This window comes from Sorangiineae bacterium MSr11954, from assembly GCA_037157815.1.
GTDB lineage: Bacteria > Myxococcota_A > Polyangia > Polyangiales > Polyangiaceae > Pendulispora > Pendulispora albinea.
In genome coordinates this window covers 7325961-7339620 of the sequence record CP089984.1, presented here as the reverse complement: position 1 = coordinate 7339620, position 13660 = coordinate 7325961, and the positions used below count along the sequence as shown (strand labels likewise).

The following is a 13660-nucleotide window of genomic DNA, read 5'->3' as shown; positions in this document are numbered from 1 at the left end:
TCATCTGCGGAGCACACGCATCGCGGTGCGGGCGCGCGCATCTCCATTACCTGCCCGCGTCGCGCCTTGGCCGCACCAGAATCGCATGGCGGATCGGGGCTCGCGGTGCCAAGTGCCGCATTTTGCCATCTTCCCAGAATGCAGCGCCGGTCGATGGGCCCCCATCGAGGTTGAGGGCTTCCTGGCAACCAAGCTGCGCAAGATGATGGGCGAGCGCGAACAGCGACGGGCCGGGCCTCCCCTCCGACTCTCGCGGGTCCGCGCGCCCGAGGTCCCCGCGCACGATGATGAAGTCGACTACCGCACCGGCATCGCGCAGACAGATGGCGGTTCGGGCGGCGCGCTTGCCGTCGTCGCTGCGGATGTTGGCATTTCCTGCGACGACCAGCCGGGGCCGGCACTGAATCGCAAAATCGACGGCCGGGGACGGCGTGAGGAAGGACTCCGTTTCTTCGAGCCATCCGCGCCCGCGATCGACCCCGAGAACGCCTCCGGAGAGCGACGGTACGAACGAGGCGAGCACGCGCCCGTTCGATACGGCCAACCCCAGCGGCATTCCATGCGTGTCGAAGAATCCGCCGTTGACGGCGAGCAGCGCGTGCCGTTGCTCGAGTATCTCGCGGAGCGAGGCGCGCATTCCGATGTCTTCGATTCCCAACGTGACATCCTTCAGCGCATAACTGAAGCGGCGAAGCGGATAGCTCTCGCTCCCGCTGCGTACGATGTCGGGGTTCCACGGCGAGGTCGCGGCCTCTGGACGTGCGACGAGCACCGCGGCGTCGGCCGCGCCGGCGGTGCTGGTCTCCGTGCCCGCGCGGCCGTTCCGCGAGCAGCCTGGGATCGCCAGGATCCCAGCGGCGATCACGGCGCAGCGAAGGGCGAGACGGTTTTTGGGTGCGGCGAGCACGTCTCCGAGGGAACGCCGCCGGCCGGCACATGATTCCAGGGCGCGCACCAAGCGCGGATGCCCGACGGCGCGCGAAGCGGCCAAATACGCGCGCGGGTCTACGGATCGCGCGCGATCTCGGCGGGGGCCGGCAAGATTTCGGGCGCGGGCTCCTCGTCCGTGACGCCCGCCGTGCGTTCGAGCTGCTCCAGCCCTTGCACCATCGCCATCCGAATGACGGATGTCCGCGTTACGAAGAACCCCGGGCGCCCCAGCTCGCGAGCGACGGCGTCCGCTCGCGGGAGCCATTCGGGCTCCACACGAAGCGTGATCTGGATGGCATTCTCGCTACGCGCGCGCGGCATGCGTGACGCATTCTGCGATGGTCACCAAAAATTCCAACCATGTTCGGAGCGCTTGAGCTCAGAAACACGTCGGTCGCAGTCCTCGCCTCGTGATCGCCGGTCCATGGATGGCGGGCGCGCGGAGCGCAGCAATGCTGACACTGAAACAAATATCGATCGATTGAAACGAGGCGGAACAGCACGACTGAATTCTTGTCAGGCTGGCCAAACCATGTGAACCCGCCGCGACGAAGGTGCGGAGGTCGTCGTTGGACGAGGGCAATCCGCCTGCGCCGCGGCACCTGCTAGGGAGCCAGGGGAATGGACAGCACACGCACGTCTTCGAGGGGCTCGGCGGGCGGCTTTTCGCCGGGGCGGGGGGCGCCCGGTCGATAATTGGCAATGTAATAAAATCGATCGCCGACGAGCACCCCGGTGGTCGGTGCCGTGCCGCCTGCGCGATTGAACCATGGATTCCCCGATTCGAGAATGGCGACGCGGGTCGCGCGTGTCGCCTCCGAATCCAGGGAAATGCGTACGATGCGCGCCAAGCCCGTTCCGTTTTGCACCGCCACGAGGCCGTCGCGGTGAACGTAGAGGCCATCGATGCCCGCGATGGACGAGGACGAGTCGTTGCGCAGCTCGACGTGGGCGCCGGTCGCGACGTCGATGACCGCGATGCCGAGATCGTACGCGACGAACAGCTTTTTCTCGTCGCGCGAGAGCGCGATGCCGTTGGCGTGCGGGAAGGTCCCCGCGGGAACGAAGGGGCGCAGGGATCCACGGTTCGAGACACGGTAGATGCCCCCGCCGAGGGTGTCGGAGACGAACACGTCCTCGGTTCGCGTGATGACGACGTCGTTGAACATATGCGGCTTTCCGTCGCCGGCCGCGAAGCGGTGCAGAAGCTCGCCGGTGTCGACGTCGAAGAGCAGCAATTCGCTGAGCGCTTTCTCCGCGCCGCGCTTGCCTTCCGACGCCGCCCAGAGCGTTCGGCGCTCGCTGTCGACCTTCATGCCGACGATGGATAGCAACGGCGGTGCGACGCCGGCCTTGCTGAAGACCTGCACCCGACCATCGACCACGCGCACGATTTTTCGCAAGGGGATGCTGCCGAGGAAGAATGCGCCCGTCTTTGGATCGAAGGCGACGTTCTCGGGAACCAGCTCCGCGGGCGCCGTAAAGGCGACGCGGCTGCCATCGACCCGGATCGCGCGCGCGTCCGAGCGGCGCAACAGGGTTGCAAATTGCGGGTCCTCGCGGGTCGGGCGAAAGTCCATCGCGCGGATCGACACGGGCCACCCACGTAGGTCCAGCCCTTCGAGGCACTTCAGCGCGTCGGGCACGCGCCCCGCATCGTCGTACGCTTCGCAGAGGCCATAACGGATGCCCGCGTCATCGGGGACCTCGGCCAGCTTCTGTTCGAACCTGGCCACGTACCGATCGGCCTTCGCCTGCTCGGCCGCGGTCCGCGCCGGCAGCCCGGTCGTCGCTTGGGACGCGCACGAAACGAGCCCCGCGACGGCCGCGCCGCGTGCGATCCACCCAGGCATTTGCATGCGCCGATGATGGGCTTCGCGCGGCGGGATGACCATCGATTTTTTGCTCGCCGTTCTAAAAAACGAGCCGCATGGGCGTTTGCGCGCCCCGATCGTCGCCCGATCTTGGGCTTGCATTTTTGCGACCAAGTGTTGCGTGTATGTGCGTTGCCTTGCTGTGATGCAAGCCGTACATCTTCGTCATGTTCGGACGCGACGGTTCGAACACACGCTGATCCTGCTGCCGATCGACGGCGACGACTTTCTGCCACGTCAGGGCCCCTGCGGCGAGCTCGAAGAGATCGCACGAAGCGCCCGGAAGGCAAGTGCTTCGAGGTTCGATATGAAGACGATGACCCGAACGTATATGGGGCTCGCCCTGGGCGTGATGGCGATGACGGGTTTCTCCGCGCCCGCGCACGCCCAAGAGGCGCTCCCAAGGTGGGAGAAGTGCCCCGTGCCGGCCGGCGCGGCCCCCGCGCTCGCAAACATTGATGCCGGTGCGCGCGCGCGGTTCATTCGGGAGCATCTTCGCCGCGACGCTGGGAATGCACGAACGTGGAGCCTGGGTTGGGCCGCCGCGAGCGTGGCCATGGGCAGCGGCGGTCTCACCCTCGGGCTCCTCGAGAGCGATCGGGACAAGCGCATTGGTAATTTCATTTGGGCTGGTACGTCGCTCATCATGCCGCTCCGATTGCTGATTTCGCCGCTCCACGTCATGGGCGATTCACGCGCGCTGGAGGACGATGCCTCGCGTCCGCCCGAGGGCGACGCGGCGCGCGAGCCCGACGGGTGCTCCCATCTTGCTCGCGCCGAAGCTTTTCTCGAGCGCGACGCCGCGCAGGAGGCTTTTGGCACGGCCTGGTACACGCACGCCATGGCCATCGGGTTCAGCGCCGGGCTCGGCGCGACCTTGGGATATGCGCTCGACGATTGGAGCGGCAACGCCCTCGCGGCGGGCATCGGGATCGCCATCAGCGAGCTTCAAATATGGACCCAGCCCACGGGCGCCGTTCGCGCGCGCGACCGCTACCTCGCCGGCAACCTCGTCGCCCCCGACGACGCGCGCGCCACCAGCCGGTGGATCCTCGCGCCGCTCGCGCAGCCGCGTGCGTACGGCCTCGCCGTCGGCGTGAGCTTCTGAATCGAACCCTCAATACACGATGATGGGCGAGGGCGCGTAGAGCAATCGCCCATCGCCGAGCTGCCCGTACCCGTCGGCGCCCCAGCAAACCACGCCGGAGCGCCACTCGCTCGAAACGGCGCAGGCGTGGAGCTGGCCGACCGCGAATCGATCCGCGACGAGGTTGCCGACGGAGTCCTCGGACGGATCCAATTGCACTTTTTCGAGGCCGATTGGGTTGCCCGCGTGGGAGGGAGATCCCCAGCAGACGACCTTTCCGCTGCGCCGTCGCGCGCACGTGGACCACTGCGCGCCGTGGATTTCCATGGCATCCGAGATGTTCTTCACCGCGATTGGCACCGGGTGAGCAATGATGTCCCTTTGCCCAATCCCGAGTTGGCCGGTATCGTTCGAGCCCCAACACATCACCTCGCCCCCGCTCCGCACGGCACACATATGATTGTGGCCTGCCCCGATTTGCATCGCGTCATGAATGTTCAAGACGTTGACGGGGACCTTTGGGCTTCGCGTGAGCGTGCCGTCGCCGAGGGTGCCTCGGGCGTTCGTTCCCCAGCATGCCACGTCGCCTGGACGCGCGCGCAACGCGCATGCAAAGCCTCGTCCGGCGGCAATTTGGACCGCGGTGAGATCGGCGATGGTCTCGGGCTCGTTGGTCGGGGCGTTGAATCCGGAGCCCCAACATTTGACGGCGCCTGCAAGGTCGCGCGAGCACATCATGTTGGGGCTGGCCGAGATCTCGGCCACGTTCGAGAGAGCCGGGACGGGTTGGGGGGTCGTTGTCGCGGCCGGGGTGGTGGTGCCGTTGCCGAACACGCCATTGGTGTTGCTGCCCCAGCAGGAGACCGTGCCTTCTTTCGAACGCACGCACGCATAATCGTCACCGGCGGTGATGTCTGCCGCGGTGGTCAGGCCCGGCACGGGAATGGGGACGGGACGGGCATTGTCGATCCGTCCAAGATCCGGATTGGCGACCCCGGCGCCGAGGGCGCCATTGGCGTTGCTGCCCCAGCATGCGACGAGGCTCCATGCTTCGACGTTGTAGATGGCGCACGCAAACCGATGGCCGGCGGCCACGCTCTTGGCGAGCTCGATTCCTTGCACTCGGACGGGCGATGCCGCAATCACGTCCCGGTCCCCCAAGACGCCATTGAAATTGCTGCCCCAGCACGCGACGCGTCCGCGGTCCGTGGTCGCGCAGGCCGCGAACCGGCTCATGGCGATCGCGGTCGCGTTCGAGACGCCTTTCACCTGCACGGGGGTCGCGGAGCTCTCGAGGATGGATGGCGCGAGCCCCACCCCGAGCTGTCCGACGTCGTTTGCTCCCCAACAGACGACCGTACCGCCGCGCTCACGGGCGCACGTCGAGCGCTGCCCTGCCGCAAGCTCGACCGCGTCCGTGAGATCGGGGACGGGCTGCGCGCTGGGCGTGAACGCCTCCGAGGAGGAGACGCCTCCCCAGCAGAGAACCGAACCATCGCGCTTGCGCGCGCACGTGTGGTCCCAGCCGGCGACGATTTCGACGGCATCGGTCACGCCTGGGACCTTCGTCGGCTTGGCCGTGCGATCGTCGTATTGGCCGCTCGACGGTTGCCCCGTCTGGCCTCCGCTATTTTCTCCCCAGCACGCGACCGTTCCATCGGCGTCGAGCGCGCACGCGTGCTCGCTGCCGACGGCGATCGCCGCGGCGTTCGTGATGCCGTCGATCGGCCGCGGCGCGTTGGATGGCGGTTTTTGAAGCTCGCTGCTTGCCGCGATATCGTCTCCCCAGCACGCGACCGCCCCATTCCGGCGCACGGCGCACGCGGCGAAGTGTCCCACGGAGACTTGGACCGCGTCCTCCAACGCGTGGACCGGCACAGGCGTCAATGTGAAGTCCTCGTCCGTGTGCGCATGGCCATCGCCGAGCATTCCGCGGGCGCCTGGGCCCCAGCAGACGACCCGACCGCTGCGCCGCACGGCGCATGCCACGGGGCCGGCCGACGTCTGGATCGCGTCGTCGATCCCGGTGACGGGCGCGAACCCGTACTGGCCGGCAGGCCGACCTTCGAGCGCGCGTGCGCCGGATATATGGACTCCCCAACATCTCACCTGGCCGTCCGAGAGCAACATGCAATTGGCTTCGCCCAATGCCAAGCCGGCGACGTGCGGTGGAGCCGGTATGACGATGATGCCGCCCTCGCGGCCCGCGTCCGCCCCAGGCGCTGCGCACTCGGATCCCGAACAGCGATTGGAAACCGTATCGGGGCACCCCGCCAAGAGCAGCGTCGAACATCCCAATCCGAGGACGCCGGTCAGCGCCATCCTTACCATGCGTTCACCTCGAGGCGCGCGTGCGATGCGGCGGCCACGCGGTCGCGCTCTCGCAAACGGTCGCGGCTGCCTCGAAGCGCTCGAAAACTCGAGCATTCGTGCGTCGCAGTCCACGAATGTGCGCCGCGAGCTCTCGTTTCCAGCAGCATCGACCCCATCGAAGAATGGCGGGAGCGTACTCGACGCAGCCATCCATGTCGACCCGTACGAAATCGTTCACCTCCATGAAGAGCAGGTTCCCATTCCGAGGGTCGCAGCAGGTTGCGGTGTGCCGCGCATGTTGCATGGTGCATGCATTCGCGGCGAAGCGCGCACCGTGCGCTTGGAGGACGGATGGCGGCCCCGGTCCCGGAACATTCCCATTACGAGGGTCGCAGCAGGTTGCGATGTGTCGCGCATGTTGCATGGTGCATGCATTCGCGGCGAAGCGCGCGCCGTGCGCTTGGAGGACGGATGGTGGCCCCGATCCCGGAACGTCGGGTTGAATGGTTCGCCACACCGCGGCCAATCGTCGCGCGCTCGCCTGCCGACGACAACGTGCGTGGAGCCGGATAAGCGGACTGCTTACGCCGGTACCCTCGTCGATCGCGATCGCGTGCACACGGCGTCCCTCCCGGCGCCGGCCAATCGCGTTACCCCTCGCCTTGGAGCGACAGGAGCGCCGCTTCGTCGCGCTCGGTGGCGACGCGCAAGGATGCGAGCAATTGCCTCTCGCCGTCGACGAATTTTTCGAAGGCTCTCAGGTGCGCATCGCTCCACGCGCTCGGATCGTGCGCGCCCACGGGGAGATCCCGCTGCGCGCGCATCGCGATCGCTGCGTCGTGGACGCGGCGCGCGATGTCGCTCCACGTCGTGGCCAGCTCGCGGTACACGTCGTCTTCACGGCGGGTGTTTGGGTCGGTCGCGACGAGCATCTTACGGTGAAGCTCGAAGGTTTCGGCGAGGCCCTCGAACATTTGGGCGATTTTTGCGGGGATGGTGGCGTGTTGCGCCACGCCGATTCCGCAGGTGGGCGCGTCGTCGACGAGCAGCTCGCCCGCGACCTCGAGGATGCCGGTCCAGCCTTCGCGCGTGCGAGCCTTCATGGCCTCGTTCTTCGCGGGGATTTCGTGGGTGAGCGTAAGCTCGCAGCCTTTTGCGAGCGGCGCGATGGCGATGGTGACCTTGTCTGCGTCCGTGGAGTATTTGGCGACGGAGAAGGTGAAGACGATGCGGTGCGGGCGTTCGAGCTCGAGGTAGGTTCCGACGTGTGCGACGTCCTCGCCGTTGCGCCGGTCGACGATGGAGAAGGTGCCGCCGACGCGCGCGTCGATTTCGCACTGGACGATTCGACCGGTGGCGGTGGCGAACATGAACTTCGCGGCCTTGGCCGGGTCCAGAAAGGCGTCGTAGACGCGCTCGGCCGAGGCCGCGAAGCGGTGGGTCACGCGTACGAGCACGGGCTGTTCGGATTTCGTCATGGGGGGCTTCGCTTTCTTCGCTTTGGTTTCTTTCGTTGGTCTTCGGCCTCGAGCAGCGCGTCGAGCAGCCGCAGGCGATGGCTCCAGAGCGCGCGCTGCTCGTCGAGCCATGCCGCGGCTTCGTCGAGCGGTCGCGCGTCGAGCGACAAGATGTGCTCGCGGCCGCGCACCCGGCGCTTCACCAGCCGCGCGCGCTCGAGCAAGCGGATATGCTTCGAGACGGAGTTCAGTGAAATGGCGAACGGCGCCGCCAGCTCCGTGACGCGCGCCTCGCCGTGTGAGAGCTGCTCGAGGATCGCGCGGCGCGTGGGATCGGCCAGCGCGATCAAGGTGTCGTCGAGGTGTGCGGTGCTCGCGATCAATATTCACCCTTTTGGGTGAACATTATGAGCGCGCAGGGTGAAAGTCAAGCCGCCGCCGCCGGACGGTCCACCCCATGCGCCGCACCCCTCGACGATGGGCATACGCGGAGCTCCAATCCTCGAGGGAAGGGGATCGGGGCGAGCGGATGCCGCGGCGCGCGCCCTGGCCATGGCCGGCCTTTCTCCGCTGAAACCATATGCCAAAGATGCGCTGGCCATCACCAGCTCGAATGGACATGGCGCGGTGGCTGCCTCTGGGGCCACCGTCTCTTTTTCGGATTGAAACGATATGCCCCGTTCGCACCCCGGTGGGGCGATTTGTCTCGACCGTACGAAAGACGAATCGTGCGTTCAATCACGCGCTCGGTGACGACCGCGTGAGGGCTCTCGTCACTCCGTAACGCTCGCGTGCAGCGCGCGCAGCGCTTCGGCGATGCGCGGTGAGCCCGAGGAGACGACCGCCATGTAGGCGGCGGGCGTGAGGCGCGCGTCGGGGAGGAGCCGCTCGAGCAGCGCGATGGCGTCGGCCCGGCGATGGAGCTCGCTCCCGGAGACGACATCGATGACCTCGGCGATGGCCGAGAGCGCGACGAAAACGGCTTCCTCGGTCTCGTCGTCTGCGGGCGCCGCCGGTATGCCAGGTGCTGCAGGCGCCGCAGACGCGGCGTCCGGCGCAGGGGAGGGGAACCAGCGCGCGTACCGTCGCTCCAGGGCGAGGCGATCTTTGTAAAGGGCTTCGGCGCGGGCGCGCTCGCCCTCGGCGACGTCCTTCGCGTCGAGGCCGACGTCGCGGCGGGCTTCCGCCTCCACGTCGAGGTCCTCGAGCGCCGCCCGATCGCGCTTGCGGGCGATGAGCTCGAGCTCGTCGAGCAAAGGGCCAATTTCGTGCTCGAGGGATACGGTCGGGGGGCCCTGCGGCGGGGGCCCGAGGTGCAGCGAGGGGCCGACGCTTTCGCCTTTGCACGTGGCCTCGAGCTGCGCATCGTCCACGAAGTGATAAAAGGCGCGCTCGCCGAGGGCGCGCTGCCGGGCCACGAGCGCGCGCAGCGCCGGGTTCTCTTCGCCGAGCGCGATCACGCTGACGCCGATGGGCAGCTCGCGCACGCTCTCGCGGGCCGCGATGACCTTGGCCTCGTTCACCTCGGAGCACCCGTCGGTGACGAGCACGATCTGCGCGCGGGCCAATGTTGGATCGCTCTCCTTCGCCTTCGCGACCGTGGCGAAGCTCGCGAGCAGCGCGCGCTCGATGTCGGTCTCGCCGTCGCGCAGCACCGAGCAGATGGAGACGATGGCCTGGCCGACTTGCTCGGCGGTATCGACCTTGGTGATGGGCCCGAGCTTCCTGGTAAAGTAGCGGAAGTAGAGCACGGGCCGCACGGTGCCCGGTTGCTCGAGGCGCTTGCGGAGGGTCGCGAGCTCGGCGAGGAGGATGGCGTCGCGCATGCGCGAGCGCCACCCGTTCATCGAGGAGGAGCCGTCGAGCACGTACACGCGCGCCTCGCTGGTCATGACGATGCGCGCGCGCTGCTCCGTCTCTTCGCGGATGAATCGCCGCGTCAGAAGCCGCCCCGTCGCCAGATCGAGCAGCAACGCGCGCGGATCGGTGATCAGCGCGTCGCGCAGATCCTCGGGGCCGCGCGCGGCAACCAGGTGCATCGCCCGCGTCGGATAGCGCACCTCGCGCAGGCGGCGCTGCTCCTCCACGATGCGCACGGGCGTCATGGGGGCGCCGAGCTCGAAGGCGCCGTCCACGGCGAGGGCGCACGCCGCCATTTCGAGGTCGCCGTCCTCGAAGTAGCCGATGCGCGCCTCGCGGAACTCGGGATCTTGCTCGAGGTTCCGCGGCGCCGCCTCCTCCTTTGCGCGCCCTTCGGCGTGGCCGCGCGCGATCGCTGCCTGCGCGTCGGTGCCGAAGCTCTCCTCGAACGAACGGCGCAGCGAGGTGCCCGCGTCGAGCGGCGTCCCCGGCATGCCTTCGAGCGCGCGCGACGCGGCAGGCCCCAGGGCCGCGTCCCCGCCCTCCTCGAGCGCGCGCAGCGATGCGTAGAGCAAACGCGCATCGCCCGAGCGCGAAGCGCGCCTCGCCTGGTGCACGAGATCGACGTCGGGCTCGAGCCCGGCTGCCTGGAGGCGATCGAGCCAGGCGATCTGCCGCGCGACATAGGCGCTCCGCGCGGCCACGGCGCGCGGATGAATCGGCAGCGCGGCGGCCACCTCGAGCAGGACCTGGCGCGCCGCGAGCAGCTGCTGGCGCCTGCGGCCGAGCAGACGGGTCTCCAATCGTGCGCCCTCGAGCAAATGGTCCACCAGCGCGAGCTCCAACTCGAGCGAGCGCGTGTCCTCGGGCGCCTCACCGCGCGGCGCGTCGGTGGAGAACACCAGCGGCGGGAGCAGCGCCACCTCGTCGGGGCCATGCTCGGCGGCTCCGGGGGCCAAGTGCTCGAAGACCCGGCGAAGCCACGCCGCGTACGCGACCAGCGGACGCCGCGCCACGATGGTCGCGCGCTCCACGACCGCGACGTTGTCCTCGAGCTCCTCGCGCGCCGCGTGAAGCCGCTTTTTTGCCGCTATCGTCTCGTCGGATGCCGCCTCCTTACGAGCCTGTGCCTTCGCGCTCGCGCTGCCATACGACGCGGCCAACGCCTCGAGCGCGGTCGTCGTCATCTTCGGCCGATAGCCAAAGGCGACGAAGAGCACGCGCGTCATCTTGACGAAGTGCTGCGCCTCGATGTGCTCGGGCCCGAGCGCGAGGCGCTCGATGCGCGCGCCCAGACGGCGCATGAGCTCGTCCGGCTCGCTCACGATCGTTCCGGCGCGAGAATGCCGGCCCAGCGCGTGTCCGCGTGTGCGCGGCGCAGGCGCGCCAAGAGCTCGCGCGATCGCGCCTCGAGCGCGTCGATGCGCCCGCGCAGCGCGGCGGTGCGCTCGCTCGCCGCAGGAAACGTCTCACCGAGCAAGCGCGCCTCGAGCGCGAACCGCGCCAGCGCGCCCTCGTCGTGCGCAATGTGAAAGAAGCCGCTCTGGCGTACGCTCTCGAGGGCTGCTCCGAGCGCGCCCGCCTCGCCGGAGGCGCACGCCGCCTCCGTGGGCGCGCGCAGCGCTTCCCAGAACCGCTCCAAGAGGGAGAGCGCGCGGTCGATGCGAGCGAGATCCCGATCGATCACGCCCTCGCGCATCGCGGCGGGGAGCTCGGCGAGGTTCGTGTGCAGCTCGTCGAGGTGAGCCTCCCGCACCACGCGAAACGCGGTCCCCACCAAGGTGTACGTCAGCGAGACACGTTGCTCCGCCTGGCGCAGCGCACGATAGCCTCTCTGATCCGGCGACGGCGCCCGCGCCTCGTCCTCGCGCAGCGGCCGCTCGGTGCGCACGAGCACCTTCGTGACGAGGGTCAGCCACTCGATGGGCGTCAGCACCCGACCCAAACCCACCGACTCGAGCCGAGCCATCTGCGCCGACGTGCGCTCCACCACCGCGAGCCGATCGCTCACGTCGAGCCGCTCGAACGCCGCCTCGAGCAGCGGCCGAACCCGCGGCCCGAGCACGCGCGACTTGAACCCGCCCGGCTCCGCGCCCAGCGCCTGCAGCCGCGCGCCGGTTTGGTCAATCTGCTTCAAGTGCGGCTCCAGCGCATCGATGAGCGCCCCCAAGCGATCGCTGGTCAGGGCCGCGAAGGTGCCGGCCACCGCGTTTTGCAGCTCGGCGTTCCACGCGATCACCAGCTCGTCCTCGACCCGCTCGACGGCCCTCTGCAGCGGCGGCGGCGCGTCCGGAGCCCTCGGAGCTTCATCGGCCCCCTCGGCACGAAGGCGCGCGCACTCGGCCGACAGACCCTCCAACGCCGCCAGCAACTGGTCCGAGCTCTCGACCGCGCGAACCTTGGCCCCGCCCGTGTCGAGCCACGCGCCCACCTTGCCAAACGCGAGCGCGCCGTTCTCCTCCAAGAGCGCGATCGCGCGGCCGCGCAGCCAGAGCGCGGTCGGTCGCGCGTTCCCCGACGCGCGCTCGAGGCGCCGCGCGAGGTCCGAGAGCTCCCGCACGACGTCGTCCACCGGCGCGCTCCCCGCGCCGCCCGAGAGCCCCATTTCGAGCGCGCGTGCCTCGAGCGCGACCCATGTCTCGTTCAAGAGGGACGTCGCCCGCTCTCCATCGCGCCCCCCCGCGTCGGCCTTCTGCGCGAGCTCCTCCATCCTCTGCAGCAGCTTCTCCGGCGGATCGTCCGGCTTCAAACGCGGCACCGCGCGCTCGAGGCTGGCCCCATCGTTCACCGGGAGCGGCTTGGTCGCCGCCTTCGGCAACCGCGCCAGCGCGGCGTCGAAGATCGAGCCCTCGGTGCGCATGATGGAGAGCTGCCGCCGCTCCCGCGCATCCGTCTCGCGCGAAAGCAACTGGGCGACCGACCCGCGCCCCGGTCCGCACAGAAGGAGGCTATAGCCGAGCATCGGCAGATCCTCGAACGTCGCCTCCTCGGGCCCGCCCTCGGTGATGCGCCGCAAGATCACCGCGGCGCGCAGCACGCGTCCGAGCCGCACCGCGGTGCGCGTCGAGAGGTAGCGCGTGGGCGAAAAGCTCGGATCGCTGCGCGCCGCCGCCGAGAACTCCGTGTCGAGCGACTCCAGCAGCTGCCCCATGGCATCGCACACCTCGTCGGGCACGTACACCTGGTCCACGGCCGCCTGGAGCACGTCGAGATCTTGAAGCGTGAGCACCGCCTTGAGCCGCGGCCGCCCTGCGCCCCCGACCTGCGACCGCAGCACCTGCGTAAAATGGCTGCTCTCCGCGAACCCCTTGGGAACGAAGGCGATGAACGCGATGCGGTCGATGAACGCGAGCAGCGTCTCGCGCGAGCCCTCGAGCACCTCCGAGAGGTACCGATTCGTGGTCATCAAGGCGCACTCGATGATGCCCTTGGTGGTCATGCTCCCTTGTTTGAGCTCCCGCTCGTGCAAGATATTGAGGGTGGTGCGGAGCAGCATGTCGCGCCCATCGAGCACCTCGTCCAGGAACGCGTGCGCGGCACCGAGCATACCCTCGTCGGTGAAGTGCTCCGTGCGCCCGGTTTGCATCAACGTCTTGAAGTCGACCGGCCCCACGATATCCGTCTGCACGGTGCTCTCCGTAAACTGCCGCGCGAACACGCTGGGCACCCGCGTGCGCTCGTCGACGATCCGTCCCAGGACGGCCGACGCAATGGCGCTCTTCGCCGTTCCGGGAGGGCCGGTCATCAGCACGTGCTCACGCGCCAAGAGCGCGAGCGAAATCTGATGGAACAGATCGTCCCGCTCCAAAAAAGCCGCCTTCAGCTCGTCGAAGAAGGCAACGAAGCGTTGGGCGGCCGGCGACCCGGCGAGCTCCGTGTTGAAAATCGTCTGCGGCGCGCTGCGGGACTCCGTCGATTTCGACATCCGCCGTACGTTACGTCATTTCGCGTCGAAGCGGGCGGCGAGCGCTGGATTTTCCACGCGGTGGGAGCCTCCCGGGGGCGAGGCTCTCCCGTGCCGGCTCGGGAGCATCACGCCTCGCACCGACGTCGAAACCCGTTCGGCAAAGACTCCTGCGCGCGCCATGGGGGTGGACCGCCGCGCGACCCACGGGCGATCGGCCGATATGCCATTTGGA

At 68.5% G+C, this 13660-nt stretch carries 9 protein-coding genes; 1 reads left to right on the top strand and 8 read right to left on the bottom strand.

Annotated features, from left to right (window positions below; genetic code table 11):
* Positions 1 to 46: 46 nt before the first annotated feature.
* From LZC94_28445 to LZC94_28435, 3 genes are all read right to left on the bottom strand, one after another.
* The gene (locus LZC94_28445; GenBank protein WXB11776.1) at positions 47 to 907 is read right to left on the bottom strand and encodes a phosphodiester glycosidase family protein; all 861 of its coding nucleotides are present in this window, start codon (positions 905 to 907) and stop codon (positions 47 to 49) included.
* A gap of 98 nt (positions 908 to 1005) precedes the next feature.
* Positions 1006 to 1251 carry a hypothetical protein gene (locus LZC94_28440; protein ID WXB11775.1) on the bottom strand — a complete coding sequence of 82 codons (246 nt, stop codon included), beginning with the start codon at positions 1249 to 1251 and terminating at the stop codon, positions 1006 to 1008.
* Positions 1252 to 1535: 284 nt separating this feature from the next.
* Positions 1536 to 2906, bottom strand: coding sequence for a tetratricopeptide repeat protein (locus tag LZC94_28435; GenBank protein ID WXB11774.1), 1371 nt, complete (start codon positions 2904 to 2906; stop codon positions 1536 to 1538).
* Positions 2907 to 3111: 205 nt separating this feature from the next.
* On the opposite strand from LZC94_28435, the gene LZC94_28430 reads away from it, so the two are divergent.
* Positions 3112 to 3912, top strand: a complete 801-nt coding sequence (locus LZC94_28430; GenBank protein ID WXB11773.1) for a hypothetical protein — start codon at positions 3112 to 3114, stop codon at positions 3910 to 3912.
* 9 nt (positions 3913 to 3921) lie between these two features.
* On the opposite strand, the gene LZC94_28425 is transcribed toward LZC94_28430, so the two are convergent.
* The 5 genes from LZC94_28425 to LZC94_28405 all read right to left on the bottom strand — a co-directional run bounded on the left by LZC94_28425 (position 3922) and on the right by LZC94_28405 (position 13446).
* A complete protein-coding gene (locus LZC94_28425; protein ID WXB11772.1) occupies positions 3922 to 6222 on the bottom strand; it encodes a hypothetical protein in 2301 nt (766 codons plus the stop codon).
* A 632-nt stretch (positions 6223 to 6854) separates the two neighbouring features.
* Complete coding sequence (locus tag LZC94_28420) at positions 6855 to 7682, bottom strand: SRPBCC domain-containing protein (GenBank protein ID WXB11771.1); 828 nt, start codon at positions 7680 to 7682, stop codon at positions 6855 to 6857.
* Positions 7679 to 8044, bottom strand: a complete 366-nt coding sequence (locus tag LZC94_28415) for a metalloregulator ArsR/SmtB family transcription factor (GenBank protein WXB11770.1) — start codon at positions 8042 to 8044, stop codon at positions 7679 to 7681. Before LZC94_28415 ends, LZC94_28420 begins: the two co-directional genes overlap by 4 nt.
* A gap of 390 nt (positions 8045 to 8434) precedes the next feature.
* Complete coding sequence (locus LZC94_28410) at positions 8435 to 10846, bottom strand: VWA domain-containing protein (protein WXB11769.1); 2412 nt, start codon at positions 10844 to 10846, stop codon at positions 8435 to 8437.
* The gene (locus tag LZC94_28405; GenBank protein WXB11768.1) at positions 10843 to 13446 is read right to left on the bottom strand and encodes a MoxR family ATPase; all 2604 of its coding nucleotides are present in this window, start codon (positions 13444 to 13446) and stop codon (positions 10843 to 10845) included. The genes LZC94_28410 and LZC94_28405 overlap by 4 nt, the downstream gene beginning before the upstream one ends.
* Positions 13447 to 13660: the final 214 nt, after the last annotated feature.

What these genes read in the sequence shown, in the direction of transcription:
- LZC94_28425 (WXB11772.1), bottom strand. Translation starts at nt 6,222, where the DNA reads ATGGTAAGGATGGCGCTGACCGGCGTCCTCGGATTGGGATGTTCGACG.
- LZC94_28430 (WXB11773.1), top strand. Translation starts at nt 3,112, where the DNA reads ATGAAGACGATGACCCGAACGTATATGGGGCTCGCCCTGGGCGTGATG.
- LZC94_28420 (WXB11771.1), bottom strand. Translation starts at nt 7,682, where the DNA reads ATGACGAAATCCGAACAGCCCGTGCTCGTACGCGTGACCCACCGCTTC.
- LZC94_28405 (WXB11768.1), bottom strand. Translation starts at nt 13,446, where the DNA reads ATGTCGAAATCGACGGAGTCCCGCAGCGCGCCGCAGACGATTTTCAAC.
- LZC94_28435 (WXB11774.1), bottom strand. Translation starts at nt 2,906, where the DNA reads ATGCAAGCCCAAGATCGGGCGACGATCGGGGCGCGCAAACGCCCATGC.
- LZC94_28440 (WXB11775.1), bottom strand. Translation starts at nt 1,251, where the DNA reads ATGCCGCGCGCGCGTAGCGAGAATGCCATCCAGATCACGCTTCGTGTG.